14 protein-coding genes and 1 tRNA gene are annotated in these 17,664 nt (G+C 65.8%); 9 read left to right on the top strand and 6 right to left on the bottom strand.

The annotated features are described in order from the left end of the window. The first annotated feature begins 82 nt into the window (after window positions 1-82). Window positions 83-1,591: a phenylalanine--tRNA ligase subunit alpha gene (pheS, locus tag ACNS84_RS06470; RefSeq protein ID WP_435074031.1), complete on the top strand. Its 1,509-nt coding sequence runs from the start codon at window positions 83-85 to the stop codon at window positions 1,589-1,591. After that, window positions 1,591-3,327, top strand: coding sequence for a phenylalanine--tRNA ligase subunit beta (gene pheT, locus ACNS84_RS06465; protein ID WP_435074030.1), 1,737 nt, complete (start codon window positions 1,591-1,593; stop codon window positions 3,325-3,327). Before pheS ends, pheT begins: the two co-directional genes overlap by 1 nt. Before the next feature lie 197 nt (window positions 3,328-3,524). Here the strand turns inward: pheT and ACNS84_RS06460 are convergent, their stop codons facing one another. The 4 genes from ACNS84_RS06460 to ACNS84_RS06445 form a co-directional block, all read right to left on the bottom strand. Beyond that, complete coding sequence (locus tag ACNS84_RS06460) at window positions 3,525-4,661, bottom strand: aminopeptidase (RefSeq protein WP_435074029.1); 1,137 nt, start codon at window positions 4,659-4,661, stop codon at window positions 3,525-3,527. 200 nt (window positions 4,662-4,861) lie between these two features. Then, window positions 4,862-6,661, bottom strand: coding sequence for an oligoendopeptidase F (pepF, locus tag ACNS84_RS06455; protein WP_435074028.1), 1,800 nt, complete (start codon window positions 6,659-6,661; stop codon window positions 4,862-4,864). Between the two features lie 114 nt (window positions 6,662-6,775). Continuing rightward, entirely contained in the window at window positions 6,776-7,249 is a 474-nt protein-coding gene (rimI, locus tag ACNS84_RS06450) for a ribosomal protein S18-alanine N-acetyltransferase (RefSeq protein ID WP_435074027.1), read from the bottom strand. Window positions 7,250-7,297: 48 nt separating this feature from the next. Continuing rightward, window positions 7,298-8,815: a PAS domain-containing protein gene (locus tag ACNS84_RS06445; RefSeq protein WP_435074026.1), complete on the bottom strand. Its 1,518-nt coding sequence runs from the start codon at window positions 8,813-8,815 to the stop codon at window positions 7,298-7,300. A 195-nt stretch (window positions 8,816-9,010) separates the two neighbouring features. Between ACNS84_RS06445 and ACNS84_RS06440 the strand changes: the two genes are divergently transcribed. Beyond that, window positions 9,011-9,083, top strand: a tRNA-Arg gene (locus ACNS84_RS06440). A gap of 210 nt (window positions 9,084-9,293) precedes the next feature. Here ACNS84_RS06440 and ACNS84_RS06435 read toward each other — a convergent pair. After that, window positions 9,294-10,010, bottom strand: a complete 717-nt coding sequence (locus ACNS84_RS06435; protein ID WP_435074025.1) for an SIMPL domain-containing protein — start codon at window positions 10,008-10,010, stop codon at window positions 9,294-9,296. A 398-nt stretch (window positions 10,011-10,408) separates the two neighbouring features. Between ACNS84_RS06435 and ACNS84_RS06430 the strand changes: the two genes are divergently transcribed. Beyond that, window positions 10,409-10,873, top strand: coding sequence for a hypothetical protein (locus ACNS84_RS06430; RefSeq protein ID WP_435074024.1), 465 nt, complete (start codon window positions 10,409-10,411; stop codon window positions 10,871-10,873). A 300-nt stretch (window positions 10,874-11,173) separates the two neighbouring features. Here ACNS84_RS06430 and ACNS84_RS06425 read toward each other — a convergent pair whose 3' ends face one another. After that, window positions 11,174-11,593: a type IV pilin domain-containing protein gene (locus ACNS84_RS06425; RefSeq protein ID WP_435074023.1), complete on the bottom strand. Its 420-nt coding sequence runs from the start codon at window positions 11,591-11,593 to the stop codon at window positions 11,174-11,176. Window positions 11,594-11,831: 238 nt separating this feature from the next. Here ACNS84_RS06425 and ACNS84_RS06420 point away from each other — a divergent pair, with 238 nt between their 5' ends. From ACNS84_RS06420 to pstB, 5 genes are all read left to right on the top strand, one after another. Further along, window positions 11,832-12,608 carry a hypothetical protein gene (locus ACNS84_RS06420; RefSeq protein ID WP_435074022.1) on the top strand — a complete coding sequence of 259 codons (777 nt, stop codon included), beginning with the start codon at window positions 11,832-11,834 and terminating at the stop codon, window positions 12,606-12,608. Window positions 12,609-12,836: 228 nt separating this feature from the next. Further along, complete coding sequence (locus ACNS84_RS06415) at window positions 12,837-13,991, top strand: substrate-binding domain-containing protein (RefSeq protein WP_435074021.1); 1,155 nt, start codon at window positions 12,837-12,839, stop codon at window positions 13,989-13,991. 66 nt (window positions 13,992-14,057) lie between these two features. Further along, complete coding sequence (gene pstC / locus ACNS84_RS06410; protein WP_435074020.1) at window positions 14,058-15,185, top strand: phosphate ABC transporter permease subunit PstC; 1,128 nt, start codon at window positions 14,058-14,060, stop codon at window positions 15,183-15,185. After that, entirely contained in the window at window positions 15,182-16,750 is a 1,569-nt protein-coding gene (pstA, locus tag ACNS84_RS06405; protein WP_435074019.1) for a phosphate ABC transporter permease PstA, read from the top strand. The genes pstC and pstA overlap by 4 nt, the downstream gene beginning before the upstream one ends. After that, the gene (pstB, locus tag ACNS84_RS06400; RefSeq protein ID WP_435074018.1) at window positions 16,747-17,661 is read left to right on the top strand and encodes a phosphate ABC transporter ATP-binding protein PstB; all 915 of its coding nucleotides are present in this window, start codon (window positions 16,747-16,749) and stop codon (window positions 17,659-17,661) included. The genes pstA and pstB overlap by 4 nt, the downstream gene beginning before the upstream one ends. Window positions 17,662-17,664 lie beyond the last annotated feature (3 nt).

The following is a 17,664-nucleotide window of genomic DNA, read 5'->3' as shown; positions in this document are numbered from 1 at the left end:
GTTCGAGCGCTTCGGACCGACTCGTGACGCCGACGTGCCGGAACCGTTACCAACCAGCCACACGGGTATAAACACAACTCGAATGCGACTCCCGGAACGACAGCTCGCGGTCCTCGAAGCCGCGAGCGCGACGGACGAACGGACGATAGACGAAATCGCGGCGGAGACGGGGCTGAAGCCGGAGACGGTCACCGGCGCCGTCTTTGACCTCCGCGACGCGGGGCTGGTCTCCCTCGTCGAGGCGGCCGCCGAGACGATCGAACTCACCGACGAGGGGCGACGGTACGTCGACGACGGACTCCCCGAGACGCGGCTCTACCGAGCCGCTCTCGCGTTCGACGCCGACGAGGCGGCGGTGTCGATGGGGCGGGTCATCGGCGAAGCCGACCTCGACGGTCCCGAGGTCGACATCGCGCTCTCAAACTTCGCGCGCAAGGGGTTCGGCTCAATCGAGTCGGGCGAACTGACGGTCGATGGCGACGCCGACCCCGACGCCGATCCGGAAGCGACCGCGCTCGCGGCGCTCGCCGACGGCGACCGTCCGTCGGTCGACGGCGATGTCGTCGAGCAGTTGGACTCCCGCGGCCTCGTCGACCGCGGCGAGTCGGTCACTCGTTCGGTGACGCTCACCGAGGAGGGCGTCGACGCCCTGATGACTGGCGTGGAGGCGACGGAGACCGTCTCGGCGCTCACGCCGGAGCTACTCGCCAGCGGCGAGTGGCGCGACGTGGAGTTCGCCGAGTACAACGTCGAGGCCGACGCGCCGACGGCGCGGGGCGGCCGGAAACACGTCCTCCGGCGGACGGCCGACCGCGTGAAGGACGTCCTCGTCGGCATGGGGTTCCAAGAGATGGAGGGCCCGCACGCCGACAGCGACTTCTGGATCAACGACTGCCTGTTCATGCCGCAGGACCACCCGGCGCGGACCCACTGGGACCGGTTCGCGCTGGACGTCGACCCGATGACCGAGATTCCGGACGAGCTGATCGCTCGCGTCGAGGCGGCCCACCGCGACGGCTGGGGGATCGACGGCGACGGGTACCACTCCCCGTGGTCCGAGGACTTCGCGCGTGAGATCGCCTTGCGTGGCCACACCACCTCCCTGTCGATGCGGTACCTCTCCGGTATCGCCGGCGCGGAGTTGGAGCCGCCCCAGCGCTACTTCTCGGTCGAGAAGGTGTACCGAAACGACACGCTGGACCCGACGCACCTCCTCGAGTTCTTCCAGATCGAGGGGTGGGTGATGGCCGAGGACCTCTCGGTGCGCGACCTGATGGGCACCTTCGAGGAGTTCTACCGGCAGTTCGGCATCACGGACATCCGGTTTAAACCGCACTACAACCCCTACACGGAGCCCTCCTTCGAGCTGTTCGGCGAGCATCCGGAGACGGGCGAAGAGATTGAGATCGGTAACTCCGGTGTCTTCCGCGAGGAGGTCACCGGGCCGCTCGGCGTCGACTGCGACGTGATGGCGTGGGGGCTCGCCCTCGAACGGCTCGCCATGCTCACCACCGGTGCGGAGGACATCCGCGACCTCCACGGGACGTTGGCCGACATCGAGTTCCTGCGGGACGCGGAGGTGAGCTACTGATGCCCGTCGTCGACATCGACACCGACGAGCTGCGCGGGCTTACCGGCCGCACCGACACGAGCGACGACGAGTTCAAGGAGGACCTGTTCGGGCTCGGGCTCGAGTTCGAGGGCGAGACCGACGATGACCTCCTTCAGTTCGAGTTCGCACCCGACCGGCTCGACCGGCTCTCCGTCGAGGGCGTCGCGCGCTCGCTGCGCTACCACTACGGCGACGACCGCGGCGTCTACGTTCCCGAGATGAACGACGCCGAGTGGACCATCGAGGTCGACGAGTCGGTCCCGGACGAGCGCCCCTACGTGACGGGCGCCGTGATCCGGGGCGTCGACCTCGACGAGGGGGCGCTCGACTCGCTGATCCAGCTCCAAGAGAAGCTCCACGCGACGATGGGTCGAGGGCGCGCAAAGGGGGCTATCGGAATTCACGACCTCGCGATGGTGAAGGGCGCACCGCTCCAGGAGGGATCGGAGCCTTCGGTCACCTACCGCGGGGTCGAGCCCGACGGCGACACGTTCGTCCCGCTTGACACCAACGACGAACTCACCCCCGCCGCGGTGCTCGACGAGCACGAGACGGGCCGGACCTACGCCGACCTCGTCGACGGCCTCGACCGCTACCCGGCCATCTACGACGAGCTCGGTCTCTTCTCGTTCCCGCCCGTCATCAACGGGAAGCGGACCGAGGTGACGACGGGCTCGCGCGAGCTGTTCGTCGAGCTCACCGGCACCGACCAGTGGACGATCGACCGGATGTGCAACATCGTCTGTTACGCGCTCTCCGCCCGCGGGGCGACGATAGAGGAGGTCGAAGTGAACTACGCCGACGGCGCGACCGCGCCCGACGAGTACGGCGCGGAGCTGGTCCGACCGAACCTCGACGTCGACGAGAAGGCCGTGAGCCACGACCGCATCGAGACGCTGCTCGGCGTGGAGTTCGAGCCCGAGGAGGTCGTCGACTGCTTCGAGCGCGCCGGCCTCGACGCCTCCTACACCCTCGACGGGGACGTGACCTACGAGGTGGAGATTCCGCCGTACCGCGTCGACGTGCTCCACCCGCTCGACCTCGTCGACGACGTGGGGCGAGCCTACGGCTTCGACAACTTGGAGCCGCGCTACCCCGACGTGGGGACCGTCGGCGGACGCCACGAGCGCTCCCGGCTGGAGGACGCGGTCCGGACGAGCCTCGTCGGACTCGGCTTCGAGGAGCTGCTGAACTTCCACATGACGAGCGGGAGCGAGAACTACGACCGCATGAACGTGGCACCGGGGACCGACGTCATCGGTGGCGGCGACCCCGTCGAGATCACGGAGCCGTACAGCGAGGAGTACACCCAACTTCGCACGTGGGCGATCCCCTCGCTCGTGATGCTGTTGGAGCGGAACACCCACAACGCGTATCCCCAGGACGTCGCGGAGGTCGGCTTCGTCGCCGAATGCGACGACGCGGAGAACACGAACGTCGCCGAACGTCGCCACGTCACCGGCGCGGTCGCTCGACGCGATGCCTCCTACGAGGCCGTGAAGGGCCGCCTGCAGGCGGTATGTGACGACTTCGGCGTCGAACTGTCGACGCCCCGCACCGAACACCCGTCGTTCATCGACGGCCGGACCGCCGCGGTCGATATCGACGGCGAGACCGTCGGCGTGATCGGCGAACTCCACCCGTCGGTCCTCGTCGAACACGACCTCGAGGTGCCGGTCGCCGCCTTCGAGTTCGACCTCGACGCACTGCGATAGTCGGGCCAGAACGGGGCGAAACCGGCGGTTCGGGTCGTTTGGGTCGTTCGGATACGGTCACGATCGGCTTCGATCGGCTTCGATCGTGGACTGGGGACCACAAGAGAGTTGTATCGTTTGTCGAGGGAACTCCGCATGACCTGTGAGAAGTGCGGTGTCGACGCGCCAATCCACTATTGTGACGTCGACGGGTTCGGCTACTCCTCGAACCCGTTCTCCCACCGAAACGTCCCGTTCCGCTGAACGACCTCTCCGTCGACCATCATCTGAGAGCGCTCGCTCACGTCGGTTATCATGTCGACGTGGACCGCGCTGTCGTTGCCGGACTCGCCTTCGGGGAGGCAGGCGTCGTAGGCGCGACCGACGGCCATATGGATCGTGTCGCCCATCTTCTCGTCGAAGAGGATCGAGTCCGTGAACCGGTCGATCCCGCGGTTCATCCCCACGCCGAGTTCGCCCAACCGACGAGCGCCCGCGTCGGTGTCGAGCACGCCAGCGAGCACTTCTTCGCCGGTTTCGGCCGCGAAGTCGACCACTTCGCCGTCCTCGAAGACGAGGTGGACATCTCGGACGCGAGTCGCGTCGATCGTCATGGGGACGTCGAAGAACGCCTCGCCCGTCGTATCGTAGGGGGCGGTGAACACCTCGCCGCTCGGGAGGTTGTGGGAGTCGTACGCGACCGAGGCGGCCGAGTTGACCGCGGTGCGACCCGCAATCGACATCGTCACGTCGGTGTCGGGCGCGTCGTCGCGCTCGGTGACGATCCGGACTTCGTCGCCTTCGTCGAGGATGTCCTTCAGTCGGGCCATCTCGTCGGCGAGCGCCTCCCAGTCGCGGAGGACGGCGTCGTAGACGAACTCTCGGTACTCCTCGTAGGCCATCCCCGCCTGCTGTGCGAGGCTTCGAGTGGGATGAACCGTCGACACCCAGTCGGTGTCCATTCGCGCCTCGCGGACGCCCTTCCGCGCCTTGGCGTACGCCTGCCGCGTCGCGCTCGACACGTCGGCGCTCGCGGTGGTGTTTCGCCCGCCGCCGATCCGGAGGTAGACGTCCGCGGCCTCGAAGATAGCGCGGTCGACCGCCGGGTCGTCGTCGAAGGAAGGAACGTCGTCGCCGACGGCTCTCGCCTCGGCACCCTTTAAATACGCGCGGGATACCTCGTCGGAGCCGTACAGCGTCGTGACGGTCGCCCCGCGCTCGCCGAGCGCCTCGGCGACGGCGACGCCCAATTCGTGGGCGTCCTCGGCGACGCTGACGACGACGTCGTCGCCGGCCTCGACCCGTGCGCTCCAGTCGACGAGCAGTTCGGCGTGATCGCGTACGCGTTCGTCCATGTTACTCGGAGCGTCGCGGGGGAGCGGTAAATCGGTGCCGGGAATCTGACCGGTGATCGGGTGCCTCGGTGGGTTATCAATACCGAACCGGCCGCAGTCGGCGAGGAACACCGCCGAAGCTCTGGTCGCGAATACGACCTCGAAGGCAGGCGTCACCGCGAGGCGCTTATAAATGAGAACGTCGGGACGGAATGACCGGACTACTCCAGATCGAGCAGCGCCGCAAGCTCGTCGAGGTAGCCGTCGTACACGCCGACGGCGGACTCGATCGGGTCCGGCGAGGCCATATCGATCCCGGCGAGTTCGACGACGTCGAGCGGGTAGTCGGAGCCACCGGCCTTCAGCATCTCGCGGTAGTCGGCGGCGGCGGGTTCGCCCTCGTCGAGGACGCGCTCGACGATAGCGGCCGCGGCGGAGATGCCGGTCGCGTACTGGTAGACGTAGAAACTGTAATAAAAGTGAGGAATCCGCTCCCATTCCCGCTCGATACCCCCCGTCAAGTCGACGGGCGCGTAGTAGGCGCTCTTCAGGTCGGCGTATATCTCGTCAAACGCGTCGGGCGTGAGCGCGTCGCCGGCCTCCACGCGCTCGTGGATGCGCTGTTCGAACGTCGCGAACATCGTCTGTCGGAAGAGGGTGGAGCGGAAGCGTTCGAGGTACTCGTCGAGCACGTGGGTCCGGAGCTCGTCGTCCTCGAGCGTGTCGAGCAGGTGGTGCGTCAGGAGCGTTTCGTTGACCGTGGAGGCTATCTCCGCGACGAAGATATCGTAGCTCGCGTCGTGCCACGGCTGGGCGTCGCCGGCCAGTTCGGAGTGCATGGAGTGGCCGAGTTCGTGCGCGAGCGTGAACATCGAGGCGATGTCGTCCTGGTAGTTCATCATGATGTACGGCTGGGTGTCGTACGTGCCCGACGAGAACGCACCCGAGCGCTTCCCGCGGTTCTCGTACGCGTCGATCCAGCGGGAGTCGATCCCCTCGGCCATCCGCTCCTGATACGCCTCGCCGAGCGGGGCGACCGCCTCGGTCACCCACTCGACCGCCTGATCGTACTCGACGTCCGGCCCCTGATCGCCCGTCAGAGACATGTACAGGTCGTGGCTCTCCAGCTGGTCGACGCCGAGGGCCTGCTCCTTGAGTTCGGCGTGACGGTGGAGCACGCCGAGGTTGTCGTCGACGGTGTCGACGAGGGTGTCGTACACCTCGACCGGGACGTTCGAACCGTCGAGTGAGGCCGCGCGGGCGCTGTCGTAGCCGCGGATATCGGCCGTTATCGTGTGCTCGCGGACGGCTTTCTCGAGCGACGTGCCGACCGTGTTGCGGACGTCCGCCCACTGGTCGTAGAACGTCTCGTGGACGCGGCGCCGGAACTCGCGGTCCGGGTTCGTCTGGAGCTTGGTGAAGTTCGCCTGCGTGATCTCCACCACCTCGCCGTCGGGGTCCTCGACCTCACCATAGGTCATATCGGCGTTCGTCAGCATCGAGTAGATCTCGCTCGGCGCGTTGGTGACCTCTGAGAGGTCGGCGAGGACCTCCTCGACCTCCGCGGAGCGCGTGTGTGCTTTCATCCGCAGCACGTCGTCGAGGTAGTGCTCGTACGTCTCGAGTCCGGGCTCTGTCTCGAGGAACTCCTCGACCGCGGCCTCGGTGAGCGACTGGAGCTCCGGTTCGAGATACGAAACCGCGCTCGACGCCTCTGAACCCAGCGAGGACGCCCGCGCGGACATCGCTTGGTGCTCCTGATTCCGCGTGTCCTCGGCGCTTCGAAGCTGTGCGTACGTCATCACCTGCTGGAGCTCCCGGAATAGTTCCTCGCGGAGCTCAAGCAGTTCCAGCAGGGTCGCGGCGTCCTCGGTGACGCGTCCCTCGTACTCGCGCAGTTCGTCGACCCGCTCCGAGACCGCCTCGTGTGCCGCCTCCCACGCCTCGTCGTCCTCGTAGATACTCTGGAGGTCCCACTTGTACGTCTCGTCTATCTCCGCTCGTTCGGGAACCGAACTCATACCACTGCGTTCGTCCCGCGGACACTAAGCCTTGTCAGAAGCGGACGGTGCTGGCCGCGCTCGGCGGGTGGAAACGGCCACCGAGACGCGAGAATCAGAGCGGTCGGTCGTCGGTTACGATCCCGTCGCCCAGTCCGCGAGGTCGACGACGAGGACGAGCGCGTCCTCGCCGTCGGGGTAGTAGTTCGAGACGCGGCGGACGGGAGCGAACCCCTCGTCCGCGTACAGCGACCTGGCGACCGTGTTGCTCTCGCGAACCTCGAGTCGGACGACGGCGGCGCCGGCGCCGCGGAGGCGCACGAGCGCCGAACGAAGCAGCCGCCGGCCGATCCCCACACCCCGCATCTCCGGGTGGACCGCGAGGTCCTTGACGTGGCCGATGTCGCGGCCGTGATTCGGCGTCACGTCGGCGATGACGTAGCCGACGACGACGGCCTCGTGCTCGGCGACGAGGAAGGCGGGCTCGTCGAGCAGTCGCTCGAAGGCGTCGTACGGCCACGGATCCGAGAAGCACGCCCGCTCGATCCGCACCACGGAGAGGAGATCCGCGCGTTCGACGCGGCGAATCGTGGCGTCGGCGGGAGTCACGGGCCGGTTTGGCAGTCGGGAGGAATAAACGCGGCGGGACGCCCGGCCTCAGCCGTCGATCCAGGGCTCCGCCGCCGCGACCGCGTCGGGACCGGGCGCCTCGACCATAAAGCGCGCCCCGTTCGGTCGCGGAACGTCGGGTGGGAACGAGACGTCGGACGGGAGCGGGGCATCGCTCGCGTCCGGACGGAGCGCAACCGTCCAGCCGTGGGACTCGATGATCTCGCGAACGATGTCGAGCCCGTAGCCCGTGCCGCCGTCGCACGTCGTGAACCCCGGCTCGAACACCGACTCCCGGTGCGCCGGCGCGATACCGGGGCCGTCGTCGGCGACGAGAATCCCTTCGTCGGTCGCGCTCACGAGGACGGTGAGGTCGCGCTCACCGGCTCCGCGACCGTGTTCCACGGCGTTCCGAAACAGGTTCTCCAGTGCCTGTCGCAGCCGTCCGCGGTCGCCGTACACCCGGGCATCGGCCCCAACGACGAGGGCCGCGTCGTCGCTACCGGCGGTCGCCCACGCGTCGCGGGCGACGCCGTCGAGAGAGAACTCGGTCGGGTCGTCCATCCCCGACCCCTGCCGGGCGAGCGTCAACAGCTCGGAGACGAGCTGGTCGATGCGGTCGACCGCGCGCTCGCCTCGTTCCAGCGGGTCAGTGTCCTCCTTCAACCGCGCCATCTCCATCGAGCCGCGGATCACGGACAGCGGGTTCCGGAGGTCGTGCGAGACGATGCTGGCGAACCGGTCGAGTCGTTCGTTGCGGTCGGTGAGCCGACGCTCGCGCGCCTTCCGCTCGCTCACGTCTCGGGAGTTGATCAGGAGCGTCCCGACTGCGACGGCGTCCGGCAGCGAGCGCGTCCGGGATTCGAGCCAGACCCAGTCGCCGTCGGCGGTGCGATACCGGTACTCCATGGTGGGCGCCTCCTCGGGGTCGTTCAGGGCGCGATAGAACCGCTCCGTCACGCGCTCGCGGTCGTCGGGGTGGACGTAGCCGAGCGGCGACCGACCGACGGTCGACCCCTGTTCGTAGCCGAGCACCTCCTCAACGGACGGGCTCTCGTACCTGACGCGGCCGTCCGCGTCGACGACGGTGACGAGGTCGGTGCTATACTCCAGGAACTGACGGAACCGCTCTGGGAACGCCCGGTCGACGTCGACGCGACGCGCGGTGACGACGCGTCCCCCGAACTGCGGGGCGAGCTCCTCGTCGACGACGGACTCGACCCAGACGTAGCCGCCGCTCGCGTGTCGGAGCCGATGGGTGACGGTGCGGCCGGTCGCAACCGCGGAGAGGGCGTCGGAGACCGGGTCACGGTCGTTCGGGTGGACGTGGTCCAATAGGTCGTCTCCGAGCAGCGTCTCGCGCTCGATGCCCAGTACGGTCGGCACCGAGGGACCGGCGAACAGCACCTCGCCGTCGACGGCGACCGTCGCGACGAAGCGGTCCGAACCGAGGTCGGTCCCACCCTGCTGGTCGACGGTCGACCGCTCCGCCGGGGCCGGCCCGTCGTCAACTGCTGGCGAGCCGCTATTCGAACCGGCGGACCGGTCGGAAGGACGGAGCGTCACGTTGTCTCGTAGTGTGCTACGAACGGGCAGGTATAAATCCGCGCGGTGGAAATCTCAATCGAGAGAATTAGTCTGGCAACCGCGAGACAGCGAGGCGGTGGAACGGTATCGATCGGACCCGATCGGTCGCAGTCGGGCGGTTCCGACGCCCCGAGTCAGAAGCGTTAAACGCTCGCCGAAGGAACTCCGTCGTGAGGGCGCGTAGCTCAGCGGACAGAGCACTTGGTTCCGGACCAAGATGCCGCGGGTTCAAATCCCGTCGCGCCCGTAGTCTTCTAATCGAATGAAGTCGGTGAGGTAGCTGCCGTAATACACCAAGGCGCGTGCTTTCGTTCGATAGGTACCACTGGTGCATCGGTGGAGTTCGCGTCCATCTAAACTGGACTCAGTAGAGAAAATCAATCGCCGATTGACTCTGCTCCTCGCTCGGCCGGAGCCTCTCTTCAGGAATGATTCCGGTTCCCGATCGACTCGTCGATTAGCTCGCCTCGTATGTGACGGTGACGTGGGCTGTAACGGTCACCGGACCGGGATCGAACACCGTCTCGTCTCTGGATCCATCCCCGGCAAACACCGGGCCGATACCTCCGTCGCCTGTCTGCACTGACTTCACGGTTTGTACTTCGACACCGGTTGCGCTGGCGATAACATCTGCGTCAGCACGCGCGTTGTCGAGTGCAGATTCAAGGGCCTCACTGCGAAGTTCACGACTTGTCTCCTCGGTGAGGGTGAACTGAACACCGTCGACGTGAGTCGCACCACCGGCTATGGCCGTGTCGACTACGGAGCCAGCATTGTCAACGGGGACACGCAGCTCGAATCCGTGGACCGCGCGGTAAGTGACGGTTCCGTTGTCGTCTCGCTCCGTCTGAATGTAATAGTATGTCGTCCTGATCTGATCATCCGAAATATTGGCTTCCGTAAGTGCCTCACGCATTTCGGTAACATTATCAGCGACCTGGCCACGCGCAGCGTCGGCGGAGTCGGCGGATGACTCAACGGCGATATTGATGACGGCAAGGTCAGGTGCGGCGCTGGTTGTCCCCGTAGCACCAACGGTGATCGTAACGTTCGACTCGGTTTCATTCGTCTCCTGTGCACCCGCACCGACCGTTGATAGTGTGACTGCACCGGCGAACACCAGAACGACAATCAGGATGGCGATAGTGATGCCCTGTCTATTTCGGACTGTCATGAAGTCAAATGAGCATAGAACGTTAATGTAAGAATCCGCTTACTCCCAGTATGGTGACCGAATAAGCGAGAGTAGAGTAGTGTTCTACACTCTACTCGAGAGGAAGACGAAATCCATCAGTAACCACCATCTGTTAAATTGCTTGAGTTTATTGCTAGCACTTATTTTGTCTGTGAAACACGCGTGAGATATTCGCCCTGTATGTTGGCAACGAGGAGTCGGAGGAGGTGAGACACCTCTTCGTGGATAGTTTCCGGCAATGAACCGAAATTCCTCTCTTCGATGTAGTGTAATGCGAATTCGATGTCACCACGGTTCCGAAACTCAGCGGGAGTCTCGCGGACGGGTACCACGACGAGTCGGCCATTCGCTCCAACGTCATTGCTGCGCCGGTGTAGATGTTGCTGTGGATGAGTCGGGTGGGTGATGCCAGAATTCACCGTTTTCAGGACGTCGATTTCGACCGTCTCACGCCACAGAGGACGATTCGTTCGACAGTCGAAGCAGCGCCCGTCACATATCTTCTTGCCGTGGATACACAGCAAACCGCCGGACAGCGTAGAGGTGAGAAGTATTCCGAGGTCATTCCGTGGGGTGATTTCGTCACGTTCCATGACGACGATCGCCGCCGTCTGTCGATTCGCTCCAACTTCCGTCGGTTGATAAAACGGGAGTTCGGCGAAGAGGAGATTACGCTCGCCCCCCGTCCGCGCAGTCGCAATCCGGAGAAGTCACGGTGGCAGGCGATGGAGTCGGGTCGGCTGGGTCAGGTGTTGAGTGAAGAGGAGCGGTTGATCCGGTGGTCTGGGTTTCGGCGTGTGGTCGTAGTAGAATCAAGTCATGGCTGTTTTGTTCAAGAATGATGTCCGGTTCTCAGGATTTCTTATGCAGATCTGGATCGACGGTGTCGATAGTTTCCAGTCAATTAACGAAAGTGTGGGGCGTGACCATCTGCGTCTTGTCGCTTCCCTCCGTGAGCTTGCCACCATTGCGCCGCCAGCGTCGTGACTTTTGGAATCACAGCCAGTCGCTGGTTCAGAGCACCGAGGTCGTGTTACTCACACCAGCATATAAAGAACGTAACCCAGAGAGCGATGAGGCAGGATCTGTAGGTGTACTACCAAACGTGAATTAAAAATTGATACCGCTGGAATACGAGCTACTTAGGCTGCAACCAGATCGAAACCACTAGTGTTGGGCGAACCGAGCTCACTGGTTGTCTCGAATGTGCGGTCTAGCAGGATGCTGTCACTGCTTGAGTGGATCACGCGAACACGGACTTCAGAGTTGGCTGCAGTTCCAGTTGTGCCAGTAACGATAGAACCAGTAATCGAGTCACCAACGGAAAGTCGATTTGCGTAGGTGCTGTTAGATTCTACAGTCGTGCCGTTAAGCTCAACGACCACGCGAAGTTCTTCGGATTCAATCGAATCTCCTCCAGCGTGTTCAATGGTAATGTTTCCGTTGGTGTAATCGATCTCAGCATTCAGTTGTGCCGTCGGCTGACTGTCACCGAGCGAGTCACCGAGTCCCAGCACGAACGTCCCGATGACGGCGGCCAGAATGACTGTAATTGCGACCATGAGTATGACCCCAATTACGGGACTCACACCGCGATCGTCCTTGTTGAATAGGTTGCGTGGTTTCATAGTTGAACCCAGCTGGGGCCGAGGCGCGATCCCGAATATCTCGCGGGGCGCGACCGTCGGGTCGCTGGCTGATTAGGATGATGTTAACCAAGTATATGTACCTATTGACCCATATCTCAGTCCTGAAAATTAGTCCGGCACGTTCAAACGCGAACGGTATAGATTATCTAACATGTTTCCCACGGCCCGGGCGCTCGCCCGGACATACAGCGACCGAGAGTATCCGGATCCGTGGGAGAAAGTCGTCGATTACCGGCGCGTACGGGAGTACGCCGCCGAACACCCGAACGCCGGTCGAATGCGCGTCGGCAACGCCCTCGACCTCCCGAACGAGCGCGTCCGCGGGTGGCTCAAGGATGCGATCCCCGACCCGGTCCGGGCGATCAACACGGCGACCGAGCACGGCTGGCTCGATCCGGACCCCGACGGCGAGACGGCCGCCGCGCTCGTCGAACTGCTCGCGCACGTCCTCGCGGGCGGGAGCGTCAGCGCGACGAGCTACGTCCCCGCGGTGGCACCGGGCGAGCGGGTCGACGCCGCGGAGATCCGCCGCGCCTTCGAGCGCGTCGGCGTCGAGACGAAGCACAGAAACGCCGGAGCGTCCGGTCGCGCGACCGAGATCGTACCCACCTGCGACGGGACGGTCCTCGGGCGCTGTCTCGTCACGATGGGGGTGCCGGCCGGCGTGAAGACGTCGCTCGACCGGCTCCCAGCGGCCGTGTGGGACGTCCCGTGCCCCGTTCGACGCGCGTTCGTGCGGACGTACGTCCGTCATCGCGGACTGAACTACGAGGGGAAGTCGACGACCCGGATTCAGGTCGATCGGCCGAAGTCGTTCATCGACGATCTGCGTGACGTGCTCGCCGACGTGCTCGACGGACGGGTCACCGCGTCGGACGCCGGGATCACGATCTCGGCCGACGCCGTGCGCGAACTCGGCGTGGAGTGATCCGGTCGGCGCCACGTGGAGTGATCCGATCGGTACCCGTCGAAGTTGGGTCGCGAGGACGGACGACACCGACCCGGTGGATGAGGTTGGGATCACTATATATCGGTCAGTACCGGTACCGACTGATACGAGCCGATACTGCGCTATACGGGCAGTACAGGGGCGTAACGTACCGATATATCAGCCTATTATAAACCTGTTTAACCGATCTGCGTCTGTCTCCAGTTGATGTCACGCGACGCAGGGCGTCAGGCGGGCGCAGTATCACGCCGAAAGTATCTGCTGGCGTCGGCCGCCGTCGGGACGGCGGGCCTCGCCGGGTGTAGCGGCGACGGCGGCGAGGACGGGAGCGACGGCGGCGACGAGAGCAGCAACTCCATGAGCTCCGGGTCGTCGGGGCCGGCGACGGTGACGGCCGAGGGGTCGTCGACTGTGTACCCCATCTCGAACAAGGGGAGCTCCTACTGGAACTCGAACTCGCCGGCGAGCGACGGCGAGTACTGGGGAGCCAACGACGAGTCGTCGGTCGCCGGGTGGGACCAGATCGACACCGACCAGAACATCGCCGACTACTTCGCGAGCTTGTACGGCTTCGAGACGACCGGCGAGCGCTCGAATCCGCCGTTCGCCACCCGCGTGGCGCTGAGCCACTCGGGGACCGGCTGTGAGGCGGTCCGAGACGGCCTCGTCGACATCGGGAACTCCTCCGGCCCCATCACGGCCGAGTTGGACATCAGCGAGGAGGAGCGCGACGAGAACTACGTTGACCACGTGGTTGGCCGCGACGGCCAGCCGGTGTTCGTCAGTCAGGCCATCTACGATGCCGGCGTCGAACAGCTCACTGGCGACCAGATCCGCGGCATCTACCAGGGCGACATCAGCAACTGGAGCGAGGTCGGCGGTCCCGACCAGGAGATCTACGTGGTCGGCCGGGCCGAGGGCTCCGGGACCGACACGTCGTTCCGACTGAACATGCTTGGCGACGCCGACGCGGAGATGGACGTCGACACGCGACTCGGGCAGAACCAGCAGGTCCAACAGGTCCTCCAAGACAACGACAACGCCATCGGCTACATGGCGCTCGCGTTCTCCGGGTCGGGAATTCAGGCGATCGCCATCGACTTCGAGGGCACCGTCTACCGTCCGGACCCCGACGCCGAGAACACCATCTTCGACTCCGAGTACCCGCTGAACCGCGACCTGCACATGTACACCCGGATCGACGAGGAGACGCCGAGCGGCACGGACATGCGCGAGGCCGCGTTCCTCAACATGTTCCTGACGGAGTTCGGCCAGAAGACGTTCGTCGAGGACGTCAACTACATCACGCTGCCGACGTCGGACATCGAGGCCGAACGCGCGAAGCTCCCGGACCAGGCGTAACCGGTCTCTGGACCGACAGAGGCTCCGCGACCGCGCGGACGCTCGCCTCGCATCCCCACTCATTATATGTCACTCACTCCCACCCGAACCGATTGGCGCACGAGCATCGAGCGACGGCTGACCAGAACGCGTGAGTTCGTCGACGACACCGACCCGGCCGCGCTGGCGGTGGTCCTCATCTCGATGGGATCGCTGCTGGCCGCGTTCCTCGGGTTCCTGCTGGCGTCTCCGTGGGCGGCCGTCCCGCTCGGCGGATTCCTGGTCGCCACCGGCTACGGCTGGGTACGCCACCAGGCGCTCGTCGCCCGCGCGGTGACGTTCGCGATGACGACGGTGACGCTCGTCACGCTCGGGCTCATCGTCGTGTTCATCTTCGCCGAGTCGGTTCCGGCGTTTCGGTACGAGACGGCGACCGTCTTCGGCGTCTCCGTGCCGGGACTGGGGATGTTCGTGCAGACCCGCTGGGACGCCGTCTCGGAGCCCGTCCGGTACTCGCTGCTCCCGATGGTCCACGGGACGGTGATGGTGACCGCCATCGCGACGCTCGTGGCGGGGCCGCTCGGCGTCGCCGCGGCGCTGTTCGTCGCCGAGATCGCGCCGCCGCGGGTCCGCGAACTCGTGAAGCCGGGGATCGAGATACTGGCGGGGATCCCCTCGATCGTGTACGGCTTCATCGGGTTCACCGTCATCAACCCGTGGGCGAGCGACGCGTTCGCCCTCAACGGCGGCTCGACGTACCTGTTCGTCGGCATGGTCGTCGGACTGATGGCGCTACCGACGGTCGTCTCCGTGGCCGAGGACGCGCTGACGAGCGTCCCGGACGTGATGAAGAACGGGTCGCTCGCGCTCGGAGCGACCGACTGGCAGTCGATGACCTCGATAACGCTCCCGGCCGCCTTCTCCGGCGTCTCGGCGGCCGTCCTCCTCGGAGTCGGGCGGGCGATCGGTGAGACGATGGCCGCGACGGTGATGCTGGCCGGGATCCCGCGGATCAGCGAGCCGCTCCTCAACGTCTTCTACGGGTACGAGACGCTCACCTCGCTCATCGCGCGCGGCTACGGGAGCGCGAACGGCGTGCACGAGAGCGCGCTGTTCGCCGCCGGCGTCGTCCTGTTCGTCACCGTGCTGTGTCTGAGCGTCGCCTCGCAGTACATCGAGGCGCGGATGCGTCGGCGCCTCGGGGGTGCCGAATGAGCCGCGCCACGCAGACCGCGCTCGTCAGGGACGACCGCACGGCGTACGAGGCGGCGGCGGGGGGTGCGGTCGGCCTCGCCGGGGTCGCATTCGGCGTCGGCCTCGCCGCGCTGCTCGACGTCGTCGCGATCGGCGACCCCGTCGCCGGCGTCGAGCTGTCGGTGGCGTTCGGTGCGGTGCTCCTCGTGCTCGGCGCGTCGGTCGTCGGGTTCGGCGCGGCCTCGCGGCTGGAGTACGTCGACACCGCGCCCCAACCCAGCGCGGGGCTCGTCGCCACGACCGCGTTCACTGGGGTCTGGCTCGCTGTCGGCGCGGCAGTCGCCGGTGCACTCGGACTGGACGCGGCTGGTCGGGTCGGCGTCGCCGCGGCCCTCGGCGGGGCCGCGTTCGCGGCGACCGCGCTCCCCCGCGAGGACGTGGGGTCCACGGTGCCGGCGGGTGCGGTCACCGGCCTCTGCGGGCTGGCGCTCGTCACCGGCGTCGTCGGCCCCGGCTGGGAGCGGGCACTCGTCGACTACAACGCGACGCTGTTCGGCGACACCGTCGTCCCCGTGGTCGTGCTGTTCGCCTCGCTGGTGAGCGGCTGGAGCGCCGCGAAGGCGTACGGCGGGTTCGGCGCTCGGGGGCGGAACGTCGGCGCGTACGTGCTCATCTACCTCGTCGTCGGCTCGATACTGTCGGTGCTCGTCGGCCTCGTCGCCTTCGTGACGGTGAAGGGGCTCCCCGGGCTGTTCAACGGATTCGGCGTCGGTGGCGGGAGCCTGATCAGGTGGCCGTTCCTGACCAACGGCGCCGGGCTGTTGGCGGACGTCGCGGGCGTGTTCCCCGCGCTCGTGGGGACGGTCTGGCTGGTCGTCGGCGCCGTTCTCTTCGCCGTGCCGACCGGCGTGGGCGCCGCCGTGTTCCTCAGCGAATACGCCGAACAGGGGCGGTTCACGGGCGCCGTCGAGGTCGCGACGAACGGCCTCTGGAGCACGCCGAGCATCGTCTTCGGGCTGTTCGGTGCCGCCTTCTTGATCCCGCGCTTCGGCAACCAGAAGTCGCTGATAGCCGGGATGTTGACGCTTGGGTTCATGCTGCTGCCGCTGGTGTTGATCACGAGCCGAGAGGCGATCCTCGCGGTCCCGGACGAGTACCGCGACGCCAGCGCGGCGCTCGGCGTCTCCAAGTGGCAGACGATCCGCAGCGTCGTGCTGCCCGCGGCGATTCCGGGAATCACCACCGGCGTCATCCTCGGCGTCGGTCGGATCGCCGGTGAGACCGCACCCATTCTCCTGACCACCGGCGGCGGCGTCCTGCCGGGGAAGTCGGCTGCACCCGCCGTGATGAGCGGCTTCCGGCTGAGCTGGTCGCCGCCGTTCGTCAGCAACCCCGCGCTGCTGGAGGCGACGAGCGCGCTGCCGTACCAGCTCTACGCGCTCATCACCGCGGGCCTGAGCGGGAACATCCAAGACCCGCAGGAGTTCGCGTGGGGGCTGGCGCTGACGCTGCTGCTCGTCGTCATGGCGTTCTACGCGGTCGGTATCGCGACGCGTTACTACTTCAGACGGAAACTCAACCAATGAGTCAGACAGACACCGCAGAGACCGCGGCGAACCGCACCGACGAACGGGAGGTCTCCACGACCGCCGGGGAGACCGTCGAGGAGACGCGTTCGGAGTGTACGAGCTACGAGGCCGACGGCGAGACGAAACTCGCCGTCGACGACCTCGACGTCCACTACGGTGACGACCACGCGCTGAAGGGCGTCTCGATGGATATTCCCGAGCAGAGCGTGACGGCGCTCATCGGCCCGTCGGGATGCGGAAAGTCGACGTTTCTCCGGTGTCTCAACCGGATGAACGACCGTATCCGCGCCGCAAGCGTCGACGGCACCGTCGAGCTCGACGGGGAGGAGATCTACCAGGACGGCGTCGACCTCGTCGAGCTTCGCAAGCGGGTCGGGATGGTGTTCCAGAGCCCCAACCCGTTCCCCAAGTCGATCCGCGAGAACGTCTCGTACGGCCCGCGGAAACACGGCGACATCGAGACGGGGCTGCTCGCGCGACTGACCGGGCGCGCGGAGCCCGAGCGCGAGGCGACGCTCGTCGAGCGGTCGCTCGAACGGGCCGCGCTGTGGGAGGAGGTGAGCGATCGGTTGGACGACAACGCGCTCGGACTCTCCGGGGGTCAACAACAACGCCTCTGTATCGCGCGGTGTCTCGCCGTGGACCCGGAAGTCATCCTCATGGACGAGCCCGCCTCGGCGCTCGACCCGATCGCCACCTCGAAGATCGAGGATCTCATCGAGGACCTCGCGCGGGACTACACGGTCGTCGTCGTCACCCACAGCATGCAGCAGGCGGCCCGGGTGTCCGATCAGACCGCCGTCTTCCTGACCGGCGGTGAATTGGTCGAATACGACGACACGGAGAAGATCTTCGAGAACCCCGAGAGCCAGCGCGTCGAGGACTACATCAGCGGGAAGTTCGGGTGATCG

It is taken from the genome of Halorubrum wangae (assembly GCF_051194135.1).
Taxonomy (GTDB): Archaea; Halobacteriota; Halobacteria; order Halobacteriales; family Haloferacaceae; genus Halorubrum.
The sequence above is the reverse complement of the archived record's forward strand: the minus strand, read 5'-3'. Positions and strand labels throughout refer to the sequence as shown.

Coding starts and splice junctions, on each gene's coding strand:
- pheS (WP_435074031.1), top strand. CDS start 83: ATGCGACTCCCGGAACGACAGCTCGCGGTCCTCGAAGCCGCGAGCGCG.
- pheT (WP_435074030.1), top strand. CDS start 1,591: ATGCCCGTCGTCGACATCGACACCGACGAGCTGCGCGGGCTTACCGGC.
- ACNS84_RS06460 (WP_435074029.1), bottom strand. CDS start 4,661: ATGGACGAACGCGTACGCGATCACGCCGAACTGCTCGTCGACTGGAGC.
- pepF (WP_435074028.1), bottom strand. CDS start 6,661: ATGAGTTCGGTTCCCGAACGAGCGGAGATAGACGAGACGTACAAGTGG.
- ACNS84_RS06435 (WP_435074025.1), bottom strand. CDS start 10,010: ATGACAGTCCGAAATAGACAGGGCATCACTATCGCCATCCTGATTGTC.
- ACNS84_RS06430 (WP_435074024.1), top strand. CDS start 10,409: ATGTTGCTGTGGATGAGTCGGGTGGGTGATGCCAGAATTCACCGTTTT.
- ACNS84_RS06425 (WP_435074023.1), bottom strand. CDS start 11,593: ATGGTCGCAATTACAGTCATTCTGGCCGCCGTCATCGGGACGTTCGTG.
- ACNS84_RS06420 (WP_435074022.1), top strand. CDS start 11,832: ATGTTTCCCACGGCCCGGGCGCTCGCCCGGACATACAGCGACCGAGAG.
- ACNS84_RS06415 (WP_435074021.1), top strand. CDS start 12,837: ATGTCACGCGACGCAGGGCGTCAGGCGGGCGCAGTATCACGCCGAAAG.
- pstC (WP_435074020.1), top strand. CDS start 14,058: ATGTCACTCACTCCCACCCGAACCGATTGGCGCACGAGCATCGAGCGA.
- pstA (WP_435074019.1), top strand. CDS start 15,182: ATGAGCCGCGCCACGCAGACCGCGCTCGTCAGGGACGACCGCACGGCG.
- pstB (WP_435074018.1), top strand. CDS start 16,747: ATGAGTCAGACAGACACCGCAGAGACCGCGGCGAACCGCACCGACGAA.